Annotated in this window: 27 protein-coding genes; 15 read left to right on the top strand and 12 right to left on the bottom strand. The window is 70.1% G+C overall.

The annotated features are described in order from the left end of the window. The first annotated feature begins 79 nt into the window (after positions 1 to 79). A complete protein-coding gene (locus tag AB0D93_RS34520) occupies positions 80 to 256 on the top strand; it encodes a hypothetical protein (RefSeq protein WP_362128274.1) in 177 nt (58 codons plus the stop codon). A gap of 2 nt (positions 257 to 258) precedes the next feature. After that, positions 259 to 1,290, top strand: a complete 1,032-nt coding sequence (locus AB0D93_RS34515; protein ID WP_362128271.1) for a hypothetical protein — start codon at positions 259 to 261, stop codon at positions 1,288 to 1,290. An 11-nt stretch (positions 1,291 to 1,301) separates the two neighbouring features. On the opposite strand, the gene AB0D93_RS34510 is transcribed toward AB0D93_RS34515, so the two are convergent. Next, the gene (locus AB0D93_RS34510; protein ID WP_362128268.1) at positions 1,302 to 2,285 is read right to left on the bottom strand and encodes an ATP-dependent DNA ligase; all 984 of its coding nucleotides are present in this window, start codon (positions 2,283 to 2,285) and stop codon (positions 1,302 to 1,304) included. Positions 2,286 to 2,338: 53 nt separating this feature from the next. Continuing rightward, positions 2,339 to 2,689 carry a DUF6233 domain-containing protein gene (locus AB0D93_RS34505; protein WP_362128264.1) on the bottom strand — a complete coding sequence of 117 codons (351 nt, stop codon included), beginning with the start codon at positions 2,687 to 2,689 and terminating at the stop codon, positions 2,339 to 2,341. 130 nt (positions 2,690 to 2,819) lie between these two features. Here AB0D93_RS34505 and AB0D93_RS34500 point away from each other — a divergent pair, with 130 nt between their 5' ends. After that, positions 2,820 to 3,494: a hypothetical protein gene (locus AB0D93_RS34500; RefSeq protein WP_362128261.1), complete on the top strand. Its 675-nt coding sequence runs from the start codon at positions 2,820 to 2,822 to the stop codon at positions 3,492 to 3,494. Between the two features lie 233 nt (positions 3,495 to 3,727). Here AB0D93_RS34500 and AB0D93_RS34495 read toward each other — a convergent pair whose 3' ends face one another. Continuing rightward, positions 3,728 to 3,901, bottom strand: coding sequence for a hypothetical protein (locus AB0D93_RS34495; protein WP_362128258.1), 174 nt, complete (start codon positions 3,899 to 3,901; stop codon positions 3,728 to 3,730). Between the two features lie 210 nt (positions 3,902 to 4,111). Here AB0D93_RS34495 and AB0D93_RS34490 point away from each other — a divergent pair, with 210 nt between their 5' ends. Then, positions 4,112 to 4,531: a hypothetical protein gene (locus AB0D93_RS34490; RefSeq protein WP_362128422.1), complete on the top strand. Its 420-nt coding sequence runs from the start codon at positions 4,112 to 4,114 to the stop codon at positions 4,529 to 4,531. A 39-nt stretch (positions 4,532 to 4,570) separates the two neighbouring features. Here the strand turns inward: AB0D93_RS34490 and AB0D93_RS34485 are convergent, their stop codons facing one another. The 4 genes from AB0D93_RS34485 to AB0D93_RS34470 all read right to left on the bottom strand — a co-directional run bounded on the left by AB0D93_RS34485 (position 4,571) and on the right by AB0D93_RS34470 (position 6,931). Further along, entirely contained in the window at positions 4,571 to 4,984 is a 414-nt protein-coding gene (locus AB0D93_RS34485) for an RNase adapter RapZ (protein WP_362128255.1), read from the bottom strand. Positions 4,985 to 5,110: 126 nt separating this feature from the next. Further along, entirely contained in the window at positions 5,111 to 5,446 is a 336-nt protein-coding gene (locus tag AB0D93_RS34480) for a hypothetical protein (protein ID WP_362128252.1), read from the bottom strand. Positions 5,447 to 5,519: 73 nt separating this feature from the next. After that, positions 5,520 to 6,620 (bottom strand): tyrosine-type recombinase/integrase, encoded by a 1,101-nt coding sequence (locus AB0D93_RS34475; protein ID WP_362128249.1) that lies wholly within the window; start codon positions 6,618 to 6,620, stop codon positions 5,520 to 5,522. Beyond that, entirely contained in the window at positions 6,617 to 6,931 is a 315-nt protein-coding gene (locus AB0D93_RS34470; protein ID WP_362128246.1) for a hypothetical protein, read from the bottom strand. Before AB0D93_RS34470 ends, AB0D93_RS34475 begins: the two co-directional genes overlap by 4 nt. Positions 6,932 to 7,056: 125 nt before the next feature. Here AB0D93_RS34470 and AB0D93_RS34465 point away from each other — a divergent pair, with 125 nt between their 5' ends. After that, complete coding sequence (locus AB0D93_RS34465; RefSeq protein WP_362128243.1) at positions 7,057 to 8,226, top strand: hypothetical protein; 1,170 nt, start codon at positions 7,057 to 7,059, stop codon at positions 8,224 to 8,226. A 9-nt stretch (positions 8,227 to 8,235) separates the two neighbouring features. On the opposite strand, the gene tgmC is transcribed toward AB0D93_RS34465, so the two are convergent. From tgmC to AB0D93_RS34450, 3 genes are read right to left on the bottom strand one after another with little or no spacing between them, the layout of a single operon-like run. Next, positions 8,236 to 9,432 carry an ATP-grasp peptide maturase system methyltransferase gene (tgmC, locus tag AB0D93_RS34460; protein WP_362128240.1) on the bottom strand — a complete coding sequence of 399 codons (1,197 nt, stop codon included), beginning with the start codon at positions 9,430 to 9,432 and terminating at the stop codon, positions 8,236 to 8,238. Next, complete coding sequence (gene tgmB, locus AB0D93_RS34455) at positions 9,429 to 10,418, bottom strand: ATP-grasp ribosomal peptide maturase (protein ID WP_362128237.1); 990 nt, start codon at positions 10,416 to 10,418, stop codon at positions 9,429 to 9,431. The genes tgmC and tgmB overlap by 4 nt, the downstream gene beginning before the upstream one ends. Before the next feature lie 4 nt (positions 10,419 to 10,422). Continuing rightward, positions 10,423 to 10,689: a putative ATP-grasp-modified RiPP gene (locus AB0D93_RS34450; protein ID WP_362128234.1), complete on the bottom strand. Its 267-nt coding sequence runs from the start codon at positions 10,687 to 10,689 to the stop codon at positions 10,423 to 10,425. 159 nt (positions 10,690 to 10,848) lie between these two features. On the opposite strand from AB0D93_RS34450, the gene AB0D93_RS34445 reads away from it, so the two are divergent. The 4 genes from AB0D93_RS34445 (at position 10,849) to AB0D93_RS34430 (ending at position 14,186) form a co-directional block, all read left to right on the top strand. After that, positions 10,849 to 12,213 (top strand): Tat pathway signal protein, encoded by a 1,365-nt coding sequence (locus tag AB0D93_RS34445; RefSeq protein ID WP_362128231.1) that lies wholly within the window; start codon positions 10,849 to 10,851, stop codon positions 12,211 to 12,213. A gap of 13 nt (positions 12,214 to 12,226) precedes the next feature. Then, the gene (locus tag AB0D93_RS34440) at positions 12,227 to 12,517 is read left to right on the top strand and encodes a DUF6087 family protein (protein ID WP_362128228.1); all 291 of its coding nucleotides are present in this window, start codon (positions 12,227 to 12,229) and stop codon (positions 12,515 to 12,517) included. A gap of 584 nt (positions 12,518 to 13,101) precedes the next feature. Continuing rightward, on the top strand, positions 13,102 to 13,938 hold the full coding sequence (locus tag AB0D93_RS34435) for a hypothetical protein (protein WP_362128225.1): 837 nt from the start codon (positions 13,102 to 13,104) through the stop codon (positions 13,936 to 13,938). A gap of 86 nt (positions 13,939 to 14,024) precedes the next feature. Beyond that, positions 14,025 to 14,186, top strand: a complete 162-nt coding sequence (locus AB0D93_RS34430) for a hypothetical protein (protein WP_362128222.1) — start codon at positions 14,025 to 14,027, stop codon at positions 14,184 to 14,186. Between the two features lie 157 nt (positions 14,187 to 14,343). Here AB0D93_RS34430 and AB0D93_RS34425 read toward each other — a convergent pair whose 3' ends face one another. Next, positions 14,344 to 14,496, bottom strand: coding sequence for a hypothetical protein (locus AB0D93_RS34425; RefSeq protein WP_362128218.1), 153 nt, complete (start codon positions 14,494 to 14,496; stop codon positions 14,344 to 14,346). Continuing rightward, positions 14,493 to 14,912 carry a hypothetical protein gene (locus AB0D93_RS34420; RefSeq protein WP_362128215.1) on the bottom strand — a complete coding sequence of 140 codons (420 nt, stop codon included), beginning with the start codon at positions 14,910 to 14,912 and terminating at the stop codon, positions 14,493 to 14,495. The genes AB0D93_RS34425 and AB0D93_RS34420 overlap by 4 nt, the downstream gene beginning before the upstream one ends. A gap of 121 nt (positions 14,913 to 15,033) precedes the next feature. Between AB0D93_RS34420 and AB0D93_RS34415 the strand changes: the two genes are divergently transcribed. The 6 genes from AB0D93_RS34415 to AB0D93_RS34390 all read left to right on the top strand — a co-directional run bounded on the left by AB0D93_RS34415 (position 15,034) and on the right by AB0D93_RS34390 (position 19,866). Further along, a complete protein-coding gene (locus AB0D93_RS34415) occupies positions 15,034 to 15,303 on the top strand; it encodes a hypothetical protein (RefSeq protein ID WP_362128213.1) in 270 nt (89 codons plus the stop codon). Further along, positions 15,300 to 15,692, top strand: coding sequence for a hypothetical protein (locus AB0D93_RS34410; protein ID WP_362128210.1), 393 nt, complete (start codon positions 15,300 to 15,302; stop codon positions 15,690 to 15,692). Before AB0D93_RS34415 ends, AB0D93_RS34410 begins: the two co-directional genes overlap by 4 nt. Beyond that, positions 15,689 to 16,090 (top strand): hypothetical protein, encoded by a 402-nt coding sequence (locus tag AB0D93_RS34405; RefSeq protein ID WP_362128207.1) that lies wholly within the window; start codon positions 15,689 to 15,691, stop codon positions 16,088 to 16,090. Before AB0D93_RS34410 ends, AB0D93_RS34405 begins: the two co-directional genes overlap by 4 nt. A 160-nt stretch (positions 16,091 to 16,250) precedes the next feature. After that, positions 16,251 to 17,138, top strand: coding sequence for an AAA family ATPase (locus AB0D93_RS34400; RefSeq protein WP_362128419.1), 888 nt, complete (start codon positions 16,251 to 16,253; stop codon positions 17,136 to 17,138). After that, positions 17,135 to 18,109: a hypothetical protein gene (locus AB0D93_RS34395; protein WP_362128204.1), complete on the top strand. Its 975-nt coding sequence runs from the start codon at positions 17,135 to 17,137 to the stop codon at positions 18,107 to 18,109. Before AB0D93_RS34400 ends, AB0D93_RS34395 begins: the two co-directional genes overlap by 4 nt. Before the next feature lie 314 nt (positions 18,110 to 18,423). Next, a complete protein-coding gene (locus tag AB0D93_RS34390) occupies positions 18,424 to 19,866 on the top strand; it encodes a DUF2637 domain-containing protein (protein ID WP_362128201.1) in 1,443 nt (480 codons plus the stop codon). The last annotated feature ends 69 nt before the right edge of the window (positions 19,867 to 19,935 follow it).

The following is a 19,935-nucleotide window of genomic DNA, read 5'->3' as shown; positions in this document are numbered from 1 at the left end:
GGCCCCGGCGTCCCGGAGGCGCGGGCCTGTCCTGCCGGGGTGCCCGGCAGGGAGCCGCCCGGGAAGGAAACCCACGCCCATGAACGTCGACCCGCTCGTGCCCGGAGGAGGCGACCGCCCCCCTCTGCCCGTGCTGCTCCTCGTGGTGGCGGCCGCCGTCCTGGCGGCGCAGAGCGAGGCGTGGGCGAGCGCCCTGGGAACGGCGGCCGCCGTCTACACCGTCCTCGCAGGTGGCAACCAGAACCGCAGGAGCTGACCATGGCCCGCACGAAGCCCTCCGACCTCGAACTCGCGATGGTCGCCGCAGTCAAGGAGCGCGGATTCACCGTCAGCCCCACCCAGTTGGAACGATGGCGTACCCAACTGTGGCTGCCCCGGACCGCGGACTGGACCGACCCTGAGACGGGCGAGCTCCGTCCCGAGATCGTGCACCGGGCCGCCACCCTGGCGGGGATCTCCAGGACCGGGCGCAGCATCAGCTGGTTCGGCTGGGGCTTCTGGGCGATGAACGCCACCCCCGAGAGCACGGCGCGGCTGCGGGCGGAGGTGGCCAGCGCCTTCGAACGGCCGTTTCGAGGGGCCGGGATCGACTTCAGCCAGATCCCCCAGGGCGATTCCGACGAGGCGTTCGACGCCCGCCGGGAGATGGCGGCCAGGATGCTCATGGGCCAGCGCGGCTCTCGCCGTGACTTCGACGGGGCTCTGCGCGAGGGCGCGTTCGGCGCCCAGTTCGAGCTGCCGGCGTCCCGGTCTGTGTCCAACATCGTCCATCGGGCCCTGATGGACCCGGGCGCCCGGATGCTGATCGGCGGTATGGAGGACGTCGGGTTCGACGAGATGGTGGAGGCGTGGGCAGCCGCCACGCCCGGCAATCCCGAGATGATCGAGAACATCCGTGCCGCGCAGCGCGACGCCGCCCTGGCCGGTGACGACCTGTTCGCCCAGTTCCCCCTGGCGGGCGGCCTGCCCGGCCTGATCCGCGCCGTCCAGGAGGCCGACGGCCAGCGGCTGTGTTCGGCGGTGCTCGCCTGCATCAAGGCGAGCACGGCTCTGACCGTCTTGCTGCCGCACGTCGTGTCGAAGAGGCCGGAGATCCTGCGGACCCTGATGGCGGACGAGATGTGGGACCTGTGGGTTCGCGTCGGCTTCGCCCCCGTCCTCGGGATCGGCGGTGAGGCCGCGATGGCCATGAGCGTCGTCCAGCACCTCCTCTTCCCTGGATGGGCGGAGGGACTGGTGCGCTACCAGACCCTCATGGACACACTCCTGGCCCAGCCGCCCGCCGAATGACCGCCGGCCGCTCAGCCTGTCGGCCCGGACTCGAAGGTCGGGGTGTCGGCGGGAGGCAGGTCCGGGCGCATCCGGTGCCAGCGCGCCGGGTGGCGCCAGCGTCCGGCACCGTCACGGGCGACGTCGACGCCGACCTCCACCACCAGCTCCGGTGTCACGAGGGTGACGTGCAGACTCTCGCGCGAGCCCCACCCCGCGCTGAACGTCCAACCTGTCCAAGGGTGGTCATCTTCGGCCGGAGTGAGGAGCCGGGCGACCGCCCGGCCTGCGGTCTGCGGGAGCGTCGTGCTGCGCCCGACGTACCGCAGGCGCCCGTCGATGTCGTACCGGCCCAGCAGCAACATGCGGGGCGCCGCCGGAGAGCCGGTGAATGCACCAACGATGGCGTCCTCGGTCTTCCTGATCTTGTACTTTCGCCAACCGCGCACAGACGGCTCGTAGGCCCCCTCCAGCCTCTTGTAGACCACCCCTTCGACGCCGACCGCCGTCCAGCTGGTCAGCCACTCGCGCACGGTGGCCGGGTCGGTGGTGGACGGGCACAGTGCCCACGGCGCGGTCAGCTTCTCCTCGGAGAAGAGGGCTTCCAGTGCCGCCCTGCGGCGCCAGTAGGGCCAGCTGGTGGTGTCGGCGCCCACCAAGCGCAGCAGGTCGAAGGCCACGAAGTGGGCGGGCCACTGCTCGGCGAGCCGGGCCGCGCCGGCACCGCGCCGCTGGAGGCGGCCCTGGAGCCGCTCGAACGCGAGACGGCCCGCGGCGTCCCACACGATCAGCTCGCCGTCCATGGCCGTCGCGTCGGGCAGCTGGGCTACGCCGGACCGCACCTCGGGGAAGGAGGCCGTGAGGTCCGTGCCCTGGCGGGAGCGCAGCACCAGCCTCCCGGCGTCCAGGGAGAGCAGTGCTCTCCAGCCGTCCCACTTAACCTCGGCGGCCCACCCATCGGGCAGCGCCGGGTCGGACACGGGGGCCGCGAGCATCGGTTCCGGCAGCGTCCACATGGGCCCATGCCTTCCACGCTGGCGTCCGTTCGTACGGTGCCGCTGGTTCGCCCTCAGTCGAGCAGACCGAGTTCCGTGTCCGGGCGGCAGTGGACGCACGGCGGGACGTTCTGCCGCAGCGCGTCCAGTGCCTGTTCCCGGCTGACCGGCCGGCACCGGCCGCTCTTGGCCGCCGCCCAGCACTCGCCGGTGTGGACGGCGTCGATGTTCGAGCGGTTCAGGCCGTACTGGATCAGCCAGGCCGGAGCAGGCGGGCGCCGCTCCTCGCCCTGGCGGCGTTCGGCCTCGCGGCGTTCCTCGTCGGCGATCCACCGATCGAGCTGGCTCAGCGCCGCTGTCGCCTGCTGGACCACGACGCGGCGGGCGAAGTGGAGCAGGTCGAGACGGGACGGCTGATCGTTCACACGTTCGATTCTATGGCGCACGCCGCCCGGGGTTCCTTCCGGAGGGGCTGTGCGTGATCTGATCGGGTGTGAGCTGCTCCACCTGTGAGCCGCCCGACGGACCAACCCACCAGATTCCAAGGAACCGCGTATGAGCGACCTGTCAGCCCGCACCGACCACAGCAGCGCCCCGAACCCCCTGCACAGCGTGTACCTGCGGCTGGTCGCCGAGGAATCGATTCCCGAGGAAGCGCGAGGACAGTTCAGCTACCTGCAACCGCTGGCCACGGACCTCCTGGCGGGCATCGCCCTCGACACGCCGGACAACGTCCGCGTCCTCGATGACCGGGACGTGGCCCTCATCGAGTGGGACACCCTCGCGGCCGCCGCGCGTGCCAACTTGCTCAGCGAGCCGGTCAACTACGACACGTTCGATCTCCCCGGTGGCGCGGTCCTCCACATCCTGGGCCACCCGGAGTCGGTGTTCGCGGCCAGCAAGGTGCTCGTCTTCGACGAGGCGGTGCGGGCGGCCGGCGGCCCCGAGATACCGGACGAGGGTGTGCTGCTGGTCGTCCCGAACCGGCACAACCTCGTGTTCTACCCGCTCGCCGACAGGCACGTGGCCGAGGCCGTCAACGCCTTGGCGCAGTTCGGGCAGGGCGCCTACGAGGATGGCCCCGGCCGCCTGTCTCCCCGGGTGTTCTGGTGGCGTGCCGGCACTTTGACATCGATCACGCTCTTCGACCAGGAAAGCCGGACGATGAGGATTTCCCCGTCCGACGAACTCATGACGATCATGCGTCGCCTGGCCAGCACCGCCAGCTGAGGCGGGCCCGTACAGGTAGGCCCCGCGCGGCGACGCGCGGTGCCATCTTCCCTCGCAAGAGGTGGGCTTCTCGGGTGAGTTAAAGGCCCGGCGGACGTTCGGCGACGTCGCTACGCTGCTCACAGGGTGCGGCGCTCCCCCCGTGGCGCCGCACCCTGACACGACCGAGGGCCGCCCCCGCACCCGTTCCCAGGTGAGGCGAAGGCGGCCCTGACGTTTGGGGTGACTCTGGTTCACCCGGCTATGGGGTACGGGTCACTCTCGCCCGAGGCGGGCAGACTGAGCCGTTCAGCCGCCGCGGTGGTTGCGGCGATGGGCAGCGCCAGGTCGGGCCCGCTGCGTTCCAGAAGCGGCTCCAGCACCTTCGCCAGCGCCACACACCGCTCGTCGTTCGCGTACGACACCATGGCGGTGAACCTACCGGCGCCGGGCGGTCCTGTTTCTCAAAGACCAAGTTGCGAGCGCCAAGGGCTGCCCCGTACGCCGAGAGGCACACACAGCCGCCCTGCGGCGCCGATTGATCTCGGCCGCTTCCTGGGCATCCTCACCGGCAGGGAACCGGAGCGGCATACGCTCGGGGGCGAACTCGACGTACGCAAGGGGGCGTTTCCGTGACGATGCAGCTGCCTGACATCTTCGAGACGCGGCAGGTGAAGGCGTTCCGAGACGCTCTCCTGGCCGGTGACCTGGAACAGGCCAAGAAGATCGAGGACCACCTCCTGGCTGAGGCGGCCGCCGACCCCGAGGACCGGGAAGTCCTTGCGGACCAGCTGCGCGCGTCGATGCTTTTCCGCGCGTACGTCGACGCCTCCGGCGCCGGTGATGAGGCAATGGCCCAGGTATTCCAAGGGCTCCTGACGACGATGTGCTCGCCGGATACAGTCCAGGCGACCGTCATGAGCGGTCTGCTCTACGCCGGTCTTGAGCAAGGGTCGCTGCCTGCAAAGGACCACGACCGCCTAGCGGAGTGGATGAGCAAGGCCAACGTGGGCGAGGAGATGAAGGCGCGCCTGGAAGGCATCACACGCGTGCCGTAGACGGCCGGGTGCCGGCCCCGTCCGCGGGCGGCGCGAGATTCACCGGTGCACCACGCTCCGGCAGATGTGGCGGTGGTCGACCTCGATGGGCGGGCAGTCGGCACCAAGCCTGTTGCGCAGGATCTCGGCGGCCCATTCGGCCAGGGCGACGCTGCGGTGAAGTCCACCGTGGCCGCCGATGAAGACCTGCACGTCGCGTCCGCGGGGCTGGACGTACGAGAGGTGGGCAGCGGTCTCCCCTGCGATGCGTTCGGCGAGTTCGTCGGCACCGTCGGTGGCACGAACGTGGTCGCGTACGCGGGAGTCGAGTCCGGTCAGGGTGACGAGGGCCGGATCGTCGGCCGGGTCATGAAGGACGTCGCGGACGTCGTACAGAAGGCCGTGGCCTCGCGGCTGATCATCTTGGTGGGCGTAGCCGAAGGACTCGAACCGGATGGTGATCGGTGGGGTCATGGCTCCAGATTGCTGGCCCTTGAGGGCCCGCGGAAGGGGTTTCCCGTTTCCGGCATCGCCGGCTTTCTGGCGGCATCGGCCCTGGTAGGCCGAGCTCGGTGAGGTTCTTCGTCAGTGGGTCCGCCTTCAGGCGGGGACGTGCTGGAAGGTGCCTGGAGCTGTACCCGATCGAGGGACGGCCGATTCGTCGGCGACGGCGACAGCCCGCCCTGCGTAGTCAAGCGCGGTCGCCCAGAGCCAGCGCGCGCCGCGCTCGTCCCGGGCGCCCAGGGCACAGGCCGCGTTGCCAGCCGCGTAGCCCCACAGGTCACGCTGGTAGCCGGCGTGTTCGGCCTCGGCGGCCCGTAGCGCGGCCACGATCGCGGCGGCTGGCGGTGGCTCGCTGGTGTCCTTGTCCAGCCAGGGACGCACCGCTTCGGCGACGGCCACCGCAGTCTCGCAGGAGTAGGAGCGCTCACTCATGGCGTCACCATGCCCGAGAACGCGCTCCGGTCGCCGCCGGTCGGGCCAGGTGGGCGCCTGCCGGGTGGACGCGTCATGCGGCCAGGGCGAGCCAGCGCCCGAGCTGTGCGTTGAACTTGTCGACGCCGGCGGCCGCGTGCCGGGCTCGGCGTGCCTGGTCACCGCGCCGCCGGATGTAGGTGAGCGTCGTGGCTGGGTCGAGGTGACCGGCATATTCCTGGATCTCTTCCAGGGGCACCCCGTCGTCGTGCATATGGGTCAGGCGGGAGGCGCGCAGGACGTGCGGGGTGAGGTCGCGGCCGGGCAGAACTCCGGCCCGTTTCCCCAGGCGGGTCAGGATGCGGTCGACGTCGTGGCGGTCCAGTCGCCGCCCTTCGGAGTCCAGGAGGAGCGGCCCCTCGGTCCGTCCGTTGATGAGCCGGACCAGGAGCTCGGCGAGCTGGGGCGGGAGGGCCCACTGCCTGCCTTTGTCGCCCTTGCGGGTCAGGTCGATCACGGGGTTGCGGCCGTCGCGGAAGTCGGTGACGTCGGCTTCGCACCACTCGCTGACGCGCCCGGCGAATGTGTAGACGAGGCTGGTCACGACGACGTCGCGGAGGCACTCCGCCCAGTCGAAGAGGGCGGCGAATTCGTCGACCTCCAGCGCGGGGGTGGCGGTGGTCTCGTCGTGGCGGTCGATCTTGGGCCGGTTGTGGCGGGTGACCGGGTTGGGGATGTAGGTCTGTGACTCCTCGGCGGCGAAGAGGGTCAGGGAGGAGAGGGCGGACAGGCGGCGCGCGATGCTGCGGTTGGCCCGCTCACGCTTCTCCTCGCTCAGCCTCCAGGTGGTGACGTCGCCGCGGGTGATGCAGCCGATGAAGAAGCGTTCATGTCCGAGTTCCTGCGCGAACTGGTGCCAGAACCGCAGGTCGTCGGCGTAGTTCCGCTTCGAGTTGATACTGGGGATCGTGGAGGACGCCAGCCAGTTCATGACGGTGGTGAACGCCTCGGCGGTGCAGATGTCGCGCAGGATGTCCATGCGGTAGCGGCGCGGGCCCAGCGTGCGCTTCACCGGATCGCGCGGGGCCACCTGGCCCAGGTCCTCGCGGATCTTTGCGAAGGCGTCTTCCGCCCGGGTGGTGGGCCGCGCAATCTCGCCGGCGGGGCGCTCCGCCAAATCAGGGCGGGGCATCATGGCTTGAAGTCCATCTGAAAGTCGGGGTGCTCGGAGAAGGCTGCGAAGGCCGTGCAGCGCAGCGACCAGCCGAGGGCGTCGATCTGCCCGGGAAAGTAGTCCGTGCGCTCGACCTGCGCGGCGCGCTCGAAATGGGCGGCGAACTCGTCGAGGACCCTCTTCACGCCGGCCAGCAGCTGCCGCTCCCGCTCGTCGGCGGTCGGCGCGCGTTCAGCGATCCGCGCCCGCAGGAACGCGACCAGGGCACGGTCGCGGTCCAGCTTGGCCTCGTTCTGCACGATCATCTGGAACTTCACGCCCTGGTCGTCCACTCATCCCCTCCTTGCTCTGGATCACCAAAGCTACCTGCGGACCCCAACAACAGACGGCAACGGCAACAAACTTTCCATGCGTGGATACCTTGCTTTCCAAGATTTGGGAGTCTACCTTTCCGATCATGGATAAGGCAGAGTTGAAGCGCCGGTTGACGAACGTCCGCGTGAGCCATCGACAGGTACAGGTCCTCAAGCGGGAGTTGCAGGCGGTCGAGCGTCAGCGCGACCGGGATGTGGCCGAACTCGACGAGTTCGCCCAGGCGCACAAGGAGGCCAAGCCCGACGCCAGCCGCAGGTCCCTCGCCCGGGAGCTCGGGGTCACCCACCCCGTGATCACGGCCATGATCGAGCGGGCGAAGAAGGACGCGTACCCCGCGGACTCCACCCCGCTCGTCCCGGTCCTCTCCGCCCTCCAGGCGACGGAGTACGTCAGGAGCGGGGCCTTCGGTCAGGTCACCGGCGCGATGGTGGCGATGAGCGAGACGGACATCCTGCTGGAGTCCGGTCGGCACCCCAAGGCGTTCGCAGACGGTACGAGCATCTCGGCGCCGAACACGTTGCTGCGCAACGCGGAGGGCGAACTCCTTGGGGTAGAGGAGTGCTTGGCCGGCTACGGCGGCACGGGGCCGAGCAACAGCCTCCGCCTTCTGCGAGACCTTGGCTGGGCCGAGGAGGTCGCCCGTGAGGTGTTCCACCACCCGTTCGTCGAGTTCGACATCGAGCGGGGCGTCGTCCGGTCGAGCCCGGACACCCTGCACCACTGCGGCGGGAACCTGGAGTTCACCGGCGGGCACCTCGTCGCACGACTGCGCCGCGGCCGACCCTGGGACCCGTACAACCGGGCCCCGGCCAACGACCCGCTCAGGCTCCGCACCTGGGTGGACGAGATCCTGAACCAGCCGGAGCGGTTTCCGTGGGCGGCAGGCCCGCGGGTCGCCCGCGTCTACCTCAACCGCGATACCGCCGTCGGCTTGCAGGACCGCGTCCGCTTCCGTCCGGGGGTGCGCAACTCGCCGTTCAGCGTGGTGATCGAGCAGGGTGAGCTTCAGCTCTGGTGCAGCGCCATCTATCCGTCGGACTGGGCCGAACTCCTCTCGCAGGAGCAGCTCGACGTCCTGGCAGCGGCGGACGTGTACCCGGCCGAGGCGGAGCCGCGCGGCTGGCTGGACCGGTTCTTGCCCCGCCGTCGCGAGCGCCCCGACTACATCGACATCTCGGCCGACGGCACGGGCGCGCTCCAGCACGAGCCGGACGGCTCGCAGCTCGACGGCGAGACGTTCGAGGGAGCCTGACCCCTCAACTCAGGGGCGGGGCAGCGGCAGGCCAGGCAGGTCCGGGTGCCGCAGGTGCTGCCCGCCGTCGTAGACGTGCAGGGTGAACGTCTCCGGTCCCGGCCCGCCCGCTTCGTCGTACGACGACAGCACCCGCTCGATCCGTTCCCACAACTTCACCGGGCCGCCCTCGCGCACCTTCCACCGATCCTCGACGGGGGTGAGGGTGGCGGCTGAGCCGGTGACGACGTCGACCAGGTGCACGACGTCGCCGACGGTCGTCATCTGCGCGTCCGGCACGGCGCACTGGGCGAGGAACCGCAGATGGAACGCCTCCTCGGTCGCGGCCGTGATCCGCTCCGGGGAGTGCCGGGCCGCCCGCCCGGTCTCCGGGAGCCCTGCGGCCCAGTGGGCGGGGTTGCCGAACGCTGGCGCCGCGTGGGTGCGGGCGGACATGAAGGACACGGTGCCACCCAGCAGTTGGCCTTCGGCGGTACCCTCGCCCGTGACGGTGAGCAGGACGCGGGCGTAGCCGTAGAGCCAGCCGGATAGGGTGAGCAAGATCTTCCCGCCCGGCCGGGCCTCCGCCAGCAGCGCCGGGGGGACGGCGCGGAAGGAGCAGGCGGCCACGATCCGGTCGAAGGACGCCTCCGGCCAGTACCCGTACAGCCCGTCCGCCACCGCCAGGGTCGGCGTGTAGCCGCAGGCGTACAGGGCGCTCGCCGTCTGCTCCAGCCGATGGGGGTCGACCTCGATGCTCGTGACATCGGCGGAGCCGAGACGTTCGCAGGCCAGTGCGGTGGAGTAGCCGGTGCCGGTGCCGATCTCCAGCACCGTGTGCCCTTCCTGCACGTCCGCGTCGGCCCACATCCGCACTACCAGCGACGGCAGTGTGGACGACGAGGTTGGCGCCCCGCCGTGCCGCGCCTGCGGGGCCTTCCAGTCCGGTTCGTCGCCGTCGAACTGCGTGATCAGCGTGGTGTCGGAGTACGCGGCGGCCAGCCACCGGCCATAGTCGAGCTCGGCGGTGACCGGCTCCCACACCGTCAGCCCCTGCCCGTCGCGCTCGTCGGCGGGCAGGTAGAAGCCCGGCACGAAGGCGTGCCGGGGCACCGTCTCGACGGCCGCCCGCCAGCCGGGATCGGCAAGGATGCCATCCTCGGCGAGGGCCTTCGCCATCGCCTCGCGTAGCCGCGTGGCGTCGGTTTCCAGGTCGGCGGGCATCATCGCACTCCGCCTCCTTCCGTGCTCGTGCTCAGGATGTCGGCGAACGCTTCGGTGATGTCGCCGGCGTCGGGCAGCCAGCCCCACTGGCCGTTGGGGTTGCACTCGATGAACACCCAGTCCTCCGCCGTGTCGCCGTCGCCGACCAGGGCGAAGTCGAAGCAGCCGAAGACCAGGCCGAACGTGGCAAGGTAGCTGTGCAGTGCCGCCTCGACGGGGGCAGGGACGGCGATGGGGGCGTGGCTGAGCTGGTCCCAGTCGCCGCGGCGCCAGTCCAGCGCGCCGTCCGGCGCGGCAATCTGCTGGGCGAACACCCGGCGGCCCACCACGGTGACGCGGACGTCGCCGGTCTTGGGGATCTCGGCCTGGAACAGGTGGGCGGTCACCGCGAGGGAGTCGTCGAAGGTGTCCGCGTCGACGCGCTGGGCCCAGATCGCGCCGGTGTGCCCGTCCTCATCGCGCGGCAGGCCGCGGAACGTCTTGTAGATCACGGGGCCATGGTCGGCGGCGAACTTCCGCGCGGCCTCGACGTCGTTGGTGACCAGTGTCGGCGGAATCGTGAGGCCAAGCTGGGCCGCCTGTCGGAGCTGGGCGGGCTTGAAGTCCGCGGCCGTCACCGCGCCGGGGTGGTTGACGTAGAAGGCGCCGTGCAGGTGGTTCAGCACCCCGCCGAGCCCGTGCCGGGCCTCGGCGGCGGCGAAGTCCCGCTGCTGGGCAAGCAGGTGGCCGTACCGCGCGGAGTACGGGGTGGGGCGGCGGTAGTACACCGCCGCCACCTCCCCCAGCTCCACCTCTCGGCTGGCCGTCCGCAGCCGCCCACCCCACGCTGGCACCCCGGCCCCGATGCGGGCGCCGAAGACCAGCTCCGGCCCGATGTCGGCCGGGTCGACGCGGGCGACGGGTACCTCACGCTCGTTCAGCGCGGCGATGACCCGGTCCGCGGTGACGTCCTCCAGTGACGTGATGACCAGGACGAGGGGAGCCGACATCAACTCAGTCCGACTCGTAGTCGGTGGTGTTGTCGTCCTGCGTCTGCGGCTGCGGGTTCTGCCCGTCGCCGCCGCCGGACATCGACGCCGTGCCGGTCGTCTTGGACGTGCCGTGCTTGCCCATCTCCACCACCTGGCCGCTGGCGTCGGTGTAGCGGGCGGTCTGGGTGGCCGCGTCGAGAGTCACCGCGGCGTACGACGGCGGGCCGACCGGGAGCCGGTCGGTGACCAGCCGCATCGCCCACGGAGCCTGGGGTGCAAGCGTCGCCATGCGAGTTCCCTTCCCCTTGCCTCATGCGGATAGCCGGGTGGCTACCGCCTGAGCAGAATCGACCTTCAGCACCGGCCCTGACCAGTACCGTAGGTGCCGCGAACCGTGGCGAAACTGCCACGCTCCGTGACGGGTAAGTCGGGGAGGGCGAGAGAAGCGATGACCGGCAGATCGAGCAACCCGCACCTCGCACTGTGGATCGCGGCCACCGGCCTGTCCCACGGGGAGATCGCCCGCCGCATCGCTGCCGAAGCGATTCGCCAAGGTCACCGGCAGATTGCCCCGGACGCCACCCGCGTACGGCGCTGGATCGACGGCGAACGCCCCCGCCCGCCGGTCCCGGCCCTGCTCGCCGCGGTGCTCTCCGACCTGCTCGGCCAGCCACTCACACCCGGTGATCTCGGCCTGACGGCCGCCGGGCCCACCCTGGATAGCATCCAGCTCCCGCTGCTGACCGAGGCAGCCGCCCAGACCCTGGCCGGATGGACCCAGATGGACCTCTTCCTCGACCGCCGCGACACCCTCAAGCTCGCCCTCGGCGCCCCGCTGATCCTCGCCGCCGAGCGGATGCTGGGCGGCACCGCCCGCCGACTGAACCCCGGCACTAAGGGCTTCGACGCCGACACCGCCGCCGCCCTGGAAGAGGTCACCGCCTTCTTCGCGAAGTCCGACGCCTCCAAGGGCGGCGGGCTGTACCGCAAGGCGATCGTCGCCCAGCTCGCCGAAGTCGCCGACCGCATCAAGGACGGCGTCCCGCCCTCGCTCAAGGCCCGGGTGTTCGCGGCGACCGCCGACCTCGCGGCGCTGGCCGGGTGGGTCAGCCACGACTGCGGCCGGTACGCCACCGCCCAGCGGTACTGGTCCTACGGCATCTACGCCGCCAGCGAGGCCGGGCAGCCGGACCGCGGGGTGGAGATCATCACCCGCATGTCCCACCAGATGATCTACCTGGGGCACCCGGCGGATGCCCTCGGCCTGCTCGACGTCGCCGGGAAGAAGGCGGCCCTGCCCGCCACGCGGGCGCTGGTCGCCTCCCAGACCGGGCGGGTCCACGCGGCCCTCGGCGACGAGCAAAGTGCCGAGCGGCACCTCGGCGCCGCAGACGAACTGGTCGCGGGCGACCTGGGCGACGTGCCGGAATGGGTGGCGTACTTCGACGCCGCCGAGCACGCCGGCGCCCGCGCGGTCTCCGCCCGCGACCTCACCGGCATCGGCCGCCCCCGTCGCGCGAGTGATCACTTCACCGATGCGCTCGCCCTGCGCAGGCCCGGCTTCGACCGGGTGAAGGTCATGGACCGCATCGGCCTGGCCGCCGCGCTGTTCACCGAGGGCGAGCCGGAGCAGGCCACCGCCGCAGCCCACCAGGCACTCGACGAGGCCAGCCGGGTCGACTCCACCCTGGTCGCCTCTCGACTGAACACCCTGCTGGACGCCGCCCGCCCGTACCGGACCGCCGCGGTGGACGAAGTCCGCTCTCGTGCGGCGGATCTCACCGCGGGCCAACCGACCACCGTCGCCGCCTGAGACCATCGGACCCATGGGCAAGCACTCCCGACCCGGGCCGCCGAACCAGCCGTCGCGCGCGATGCCGAGCCTGAACGCCGACAACCGGCTCGCCGCGTACAACAAGCGGCGCCGCCCGCCGCTGGACGTTTGGCGCCGGCACCGGCCGCTCCACGGCGGTGGTGGTCACCTCCGGCCGGACGAGCCGAGGACCTTGGAGGAGTGGAGCGGATTTTCGTACGAACCTGCGGGCACCGCCGCGAACCTCGCGGAGGCCCAGCGATGGGTGACCGAACAGACGCCCGGCACGGAACGCGGCGATTAGCGGTAGCGGCGGCCTACAGACGAGACCGACGCTTGATGCCTCCCGCAGAGCATGACCCCCTTCTCGGGGTCGTAGACGTGACGGCGCACCAGCGGGTAGGTGATCGTGGCCAGCAGCCCGGACCGGATCAGGGGGGCCGGCGACATCGGCGGTGATGTCGCCGGTATCACCGTCCCTGGCGCAGTCCACCGAGTGAGGCGCAACCTTATTTCAAGATCGCCAAGCCCGCGCATAATTCCGGTTATGCGCGGGGCTGATGACGCGCACACGTCGCATCCGGGGGTTACTCCGAACGTGTTTCACTAGTAGTGAAAGCGCGCGGACGGGCCACAATTTTGCGAAGATTGCCCGGCTCTTGATCTTGGGTCGCGGCGGCGGGGACTTCTCCCGAGCGGGCGGCCAGTCACCGGACGGGTAGCAGAAAACGCCTGGTCAAACCCCATGAAGAGGATCGCTCGTGTCGCTTCACGACAGCCCGATTGTCCCATCTCTGCGTCCCCCTCGGGCGGCGAACCGCCCGAGCGCCCGGCCGGGCCCGCTGGGGGCCATCTCGGTACGGTGGCGGCGGTAGGAGCGAGGGGGTCATGGGTCGCAGGGCAACGAAGAAGGCGGCGCCGAAGGCGACGCGGGAGCGCCGCCCGGCGCGACGGCTGCAAGGGGTCGACCCTCGGGTGCTCGCGGGGCAGCTGTACGAGCTGCACGCCCGCGCGGAGCGCCGAGGTGACCAGGGGTATCTGGAGCGGTGGCCGGGCGACGGCGAGACCCACGGCGTGCTGCACTTCGCCCAGGCGTACGCAGACCGCCTGGAGGGGGAGGCGTACCAGCGGGCGGCGCTCCTGCGGATCACGCTGGCCGAGTGGCTGCGGCAGCAGGCTGACCCGCTTCAGCTCCGGGCGCTCGACGACGCCCGCAGTGCCGGGGTGCAGTGGGACCAGGTGGCCCTGGCCCTCCAGTACATCAACGCGGACGGCGAGCCGAACCCGTCCAGCGCCTTCAACCGGCACGCGAGCCTGAAGGTGGCCGTGCTCGGCCGGCCCGAGGACCGGCGGCAGCCGCACGTGGCCCGGATCATCGAGGCCCGCGCCGTCCAGGAGGAGCTGGAGCGGCGCGAACGCGAGCGGGCGGAGGACGCCCGGTATCCGGCGATGGATGCCGCCGCGCGGGCCCTGCTGGAGCACTTCGAGTCCGGCGAGATCCTGAGCGACCCGGATGACGATTTCTGGTGGACCGAGCTCGCCGATGTCGTCGACGACCGGCGGGACGCCTCCGAGCGGGCCAATCTCGTGGTGTATGTGCGTGGCGTCGTGCGGGAGACCTACGCGCACGCGAGGCGCACCGGCGAGATGCCCGCGACCACCGAACGGGCCAGGCAGGCCCTGGAGGTGGCGGCCGCGCTGGTGGACCCGGCCACCGCCGACTGAAGCCGCACGGAGGAAGTGCACCATCGTCCCGTCCGTGAGCGGCCTTCCTAAGTGACAGCAGTCTCCCCGCAGGAAGGGTCACGGGCATGGACGTCGCGGAGCAGCTTCAACTCATCGCGCGAGCACTGCGGGCGCGCGGGGCTCCAGGGGCTGGGCTCTCCGCCCAGGCATGGGAGCGGGTCCTCCACCGGGTGGAGGAGGAGCTGACCACCGACAGGCCGGCGGCAGGTGCGGAGCGCGACCGGTAGGACGCGGCAGGCATAGAGCGAGGCCCGGACCATGTGCTGGTCCGGGCCTCGGTTCGTGCACCGTCTCAACGCCGAAGCCGACGGCGCGGGGGACAGGCGCACGTCGACGGGTCGGGCTAGCCGTTGATGAGGATGAGGTGCACCTCGAAGGGCTCGGTCATGCGTACGTCACCAACCAGATGAAGAAGAGGAGCATGGCGGCCAGGATGGCCAGACCCGCCAGCAGCGAGCGCGCGTTCCCCTCGGCCCGGCGCCGTTCATGCTCGTGCAGTCCGCGGGCCACCCCCCGCGCGATGTCGTCCTCGTTCATACGCCCACCCCTTCCCTCATGTCCCCCGCCGCACCGTCCAGAGGCGCCTCGCTCTGCGCCACCGTGCGCCCGTTGTGCACGCCGCGCCGTTTCGCCGGCCACGCGAGTGCGGCTCCGTGCGTGTGCTGCCGATAGGCCACATCCCGGCTCAAGCCAGCCGCGGCGCCGATCTGCTCGTACGTCGCGGGCTCGTTCCCGGGCCGGTTCTCGCCTCGCCGGGCCGCGCCTGCGGCCTGGTGGGCGGCGCGGCCCGCAGCGTCTGCGGTCTGCATCAGCAGCTGGATGCGGCGCAGGGGGTCTATTGCGAGGTTGGCCGCGCGGGCCAGGAGCTCGACGCGCTCGGCTCCCTCGGCCTGGTCGGCCTGCCGGGCGAGCTGCTCGACCTCATCGGCGAACATGTCGACGTCGTACGCCAACGGAACTCCCTTTGTTGGTTGCAGCCAACAGCGAAGGTGAGCGTATCGGGCTCCGTTGGCTCCAGCCAACGACTTCGCCGAATGCCTCGCGCGCCAGACACAGATGCGGTATGACTCTGGTATGACCGAGAAGACCCCGCCGAAGGCGAAGACCGCGATCACGCTCCCACAGGAAGTGCTCGACCAGCTCAAGGCACGGGAGACCGCGGGCGAGATCCCGAGCGTCTCCGGGCACATCCAGACCCTGCTCCAGCGTGAGCAGGAGGCCGCCGAGGTGGACGCCGTGCTCGCACGCCTCTTCCCCGGCAAGCGTCCCGGCACCGAGCACCTTGAGTGGGCCGCCAAGGCACTCGGCGTCGGCACCAGCACCGGAGAGAGCAGCGCCGCGTGATCGGCGGCCGCATCCTCGACACCACGGCGCTGACGGCCGCCGCCCGCGGAAGCTTCTACATGCAGGCTCTCCTGTCGGTCGCCCATCAGCGAGTCATTCCACTCCTCGTGCCGACGACCGCCCTGTCCGATGCGTACGCCGACCTCAAGGCCGACGCCTCTCACGCACTGTCGACCATCGTCCAGTTCCCTCTCCTCACCGTCGCCCCGCTGGACGAGGCGGACGCGCGCGGAGCGGGCATCCTGCGCGCGAACGTCGACAGCGGAGCCAGCACCACGGCCGGCCACGTTGCCTACCTCGCGGCCGCCCGGCAGTGGCCGGTGATCACGGGCGAGCCCGAGCGGCTGCGCGCCCTGTACCCGGACATCGAGACGGAGGCACTGCCGTGAGACTGCCCGACTCTCCCGGCGCCATCGCTGAGCGTGTCCGCGAAGACGTAAGGCAGTGCGCCGCTCTCCTGAGCCGCGCCCGGCAGTACGGCGAGCAGAGTCCGGAGTATCAAGCGGCCTTGGCTGCCTGGAGCCACCGACAGGCGATCATCGGGGTACTCGCGGAGAGGCTGGCCACCCAGCCGAAGGATGTCGAGCTGCACCGCGTGGCTGCGTACGACGTCATCTCTGCGACACGCCTGGTCCGAACTCGTCTACTGGACCGCTCAGCCGACAACGATGAGGCCGGCCGCCGGTTCCTGGAGGCAACCGAGTTCCTCGCCCCGGTTGCGACGGCCTCCGCTTCCGCCCAGGGTTTCCCCGACTGGAACCCAGAGCCGCCAACTGCGGCCAGCTAGACCTCGAAGGAGGCTCCCACTGCGGGGCCTCCTTCGCGCTTCGTGGGAGGTTGGTCAAGCTCCGGTCTGCTGGGCTCGCCTCCGCCTCCAATAATCACTTGACTGGCAGAATGCGAGCGACTCGTTCGCCGCACGTCCGAAGGGCACCATCGTGACCATCATGCCCATGTCGGCCGAGGCTCTCGGCATCGACTACACCCTCTTCAGCCATGTGACGTGCTTCGCGAGCGGTAAGGGCGGCGTCGGCAAGACCACGCTGACCGGCAACAATGCCACCAAGACCGCAGCCAATGGGGTTCCGACTCTGGCGATCGACGCGAACGGCCAGGGCAACCTCCGCCGCGAGTTCGGCATGGAGGAGGGCGACAAGGGCGATGCGTTCTACAAAGCGCTTCGCGAGGGGACTCCCCTCGTGCCCGTCAAAAACGTGCGCCCCAACCTGGACGTGGTACTGGGTGGCAAGGAACTTCGGCAGATCAACACGCTGGTCCTGGAGATCGCGCAGACGGAGGGCATGTATGCAGCCTTCTGTCGACTCGCCACATGCCTGCAACCCCTCCTCTCGCAGTACGGCGTCGTCTGGATCGACGCGCCGCCGGAGAACCCCAACGTACTGATGCTGTGCCTGTGCGCTTCTCGCTGGCTCGTCACCCCAGTGAAGATGGACGTGTGCAGCCTGAAGGACGCACTCAACGACGTCTCCGACGCCTTCAAGGCCGCCAAGCAGGTCAACCAGCTCCTGGAGCTGCTCGGCGTCGTGCACTTCGGGTCACCCAACGGGTCTTCCAGCATCCACAAGGAAGTCGTCAAGGAAGCGCGGCACCTCCTGGGAGCCAGTACGCACGTCTTCGGAGAGACCATTCACGCGTCCTCCAAGACAGCGAAGCTCGCCCGCGATCTGGGGCTTTCGGTGTGGGAGTTGGAAGCACTGAAGCGGGCTGAGGACAAGAAGTTCGAGGACACCATCAGCAACCTCGCTTCGGCCCACGACAAGCTGACGACCGCGCTCCTGAAGCGCATGAGGGAGCGATTGGAGACCGCTGCATGACCCCCGCGAACACTGACGCCACTTCAACCGAGGAGAAGGGGGAGCTGGAGGAGGCATTTAACGGCACCGCTTCAAACGGTGAGGACGTCTTTGGCTTCTTGAATCTGCCCCGTCCGCACGGTGACCCCTCCGCCTCCGCAGTCAACGCCACCGATTCAACGCGGTCTGAGGGGTCCGAGCGTGAAGACGGTGGGGACCAGGAACAGGAAGATGCCCGCACCGAGACAGCCGCAGAGTCCACCGACGACGCCAGCCAGGAAGTAGCACCCGCGGTCCCGACGGCGGTGAGCGAGGGACTTCCTGCGGCCATCCAATCGGTCCTACTGGCGGAGCTCCCCGAAACCGGGAAGCCGGCTGAGATCATCACGGCTTGCGAGAAGCGCCTCCACGCTGCGCTAACCCTCCGGGAAGCGATGGAGCAGCGCTCACTGGAGGCGTACTTCCACTATGCAGGGCCAGCAGTCCGTCTAGCGCATCGCACCGACTCATGGCGGCACATCGTTGACCCCGCCACAGGCAAGCCTTGCCGCTCGTGGTCCGCCTGGCTGCGGGCGGTCAAGGTTTCCCGTCAGCACGCCTTTCGGATGCTCAAGGTCGAGCCCCTCATGGAGGCGCTGAAGGGTCTGGAGACCGGCCCTCTTGGCGTTCGCCAGATCGACGTGCTCTCTCCCGTCCTCACCCAGCACGGCAAGAGCAAGGTGCGCGAACTCTGGGAGGCGGCAGACGCTACAGGAGACACCAGCGCGACCAACCTCGCCCGGGTGCGTGACCAACTCGGCTTGGCTGTTGAGTTGAAACCCGAGAGCGACGAGGAGCCCGGTCGTACGCATGCGCCGGTGCTTCGCTTTCAGGCAGCACCGGGCACTTTTGACGAGGCCAAGGTTCGCGAGGCCACTCGCGCTCAGCCCGAGATCGCGCGGCTCGTCGCCAAGGCCATCCTGGCTGAGCTAGGGGAAGACCCAGCCGTCTGAGACCCAGACCTGTATCGCGCGATACAACTCGCGCGGCCGGCGGACCTGTATCGCGCGATACAGGTCCGCCGTTGTCTTTGCGGTTGGTCTCTCTCGGCCTTGCCGGTACGCCAAAAACGGTGCAGCCGTGACGAGGGGGCTGAGCGAGGATGACGTAGGGAGGGGGCTGACGGTGCGATCTTCTACTGTTGGGGCGCCCGAGTCCCAGAACCGATGATCGGAGAGTCCATGCGTCACCAGGCGGCGACGGCCGTCAGCCGCAGGCCCAGCAGGCTCGTAGGCGCGGCCTCATCCTGGGGGAAGGAATCGCACTGATGAGCGTCGACAAGCTGGCACTCCCAGCCGGGATCGGATTCGCCGCGCTGTGCGTCCTGGGCATCGTGGCGCTAGTCCTGCGCTCACGCCGCAGTCGTGAGCAGGACAAGATGTCGTCCGAGGACCGCGAGCGGCTAGCTGAGGAGCGGCGCAAGACCTGGCGCCGGCGCCTGGCCGTCATCAGCCTCTCGGTTGCCTTCGTCATCATCTTCTGCATCGCCGGGATTGCGGCCTGGCTTTCCTTCGGCGCACAGAAGTCGTACGCCTTCGACCGCAACGGGGGCTCCTGGTCCGCAGCGACCGGCTTCGCTCTCCTCCTGGACGCGGGCGCGCTCGGCCTGTCGCTGCTACGGCTGTTTGAGGCACTGACAGCCCGGTCCAGCCAGCTGACCCGCTTCTACCTGGTCGCGTTCATCGTGGCCTCCGCGACGATGAACCTGCTGCACGCCCCGTCAGCCTCGGTCGGCGGCCGGCTCGTCGCGGTCATCCCGCCGCTGGTGTACGCGGTGTTCCTGGAGACCCTGCTCAAGAAGGTCGAGCAGCTGGTCCTCGGCAAGTACCCGAAGCGGAAGGTCAAGAAGAACGTCGAGCGGGGCTACAGCCTGCTCCTGTGGGTGCCGTTCGTCGGCTACCCGTGGCAGATGTGGAAGAAGTGGCGCGAGGACCTGCACAGCACCTTGCAGTACGTCCGCGCCCCGGGCTCCAGGAAGCCCCTCCCCGAGGCGGAGCACGCTACGACTGTGCCGCAGCCGCTGGAGCCATCTCAGGCGTCCGCGGGCGTCGCTCCGGCCCGGCAACCGGCCGCGGCCGCCGCGCCGGCACCTGCTCCGCAGGTGGCGACGGCGCCGGTGCCGCGTCCCGTCACGGCGCCCGCACCCGCCCCGGCCGCCGCAACCGGTCCGATAGGTACCGCGGCCGCCGCACAGCCGACAGCGACGGGCCCGACTCCGCAGGCCCCCGCCCAGCCGGAACCGGTGCCGTCGTCCCAGGTATCCGCGAACAAGCCGAAGAAGGACCAGCTCCGCGACGCCCTGGTGGCGCAGATCCAGGCCGGGGACCTTCGCGTGCTGGACGACAACTCTCAGGTCAGCAACGGGGCCGCTTACCGGGCGAACATGCAGTTGGGGAAGGCGGCCGGGAAGGGACTCAAGAACGGCAAGCAGGAAGGCATCCTGGCCGAGGGGGCGGTCCGTACGGCGGTGAAACAACTCCTCCCCGAGCTGCGGCAGATCGCGGAGGAGATGGAACAGGCCCGGCGTGCTGCGGCCGCGGCACCGCAGAGGACTCCTGAACCCGTACCCGACCACGGACCTGCGGACGGCCGTACGAGCAGCGCGGACGAATCCCGGCAGCGCCAGGGCCAGGGGGCGCCCGGCATCGGGCATCAGCGCGGAGGGGGAGCCGACACGAGCAACGAGGAGAAGGAGGCGGCGCTCGCGTAAGGCAGGCAGCTCGGCAAGACAGCGAAACGGGGAAGGGGCCCGACGGCGACCGTCGGGCCCCTTCCGCTG

This window comes from Streptomyces sp. NPDC048191 (genome assembly GCF_040652655.1).
Taxonomy (GTDB): domain Bacteria; phylum Actinomycetota; class Actinomycetes; order Streptomycetales; family Streptomycetaceae; genus Streptomyces.
This window is presented reverse-complemented; position numbering and strand designations above follow the sequence as displayed.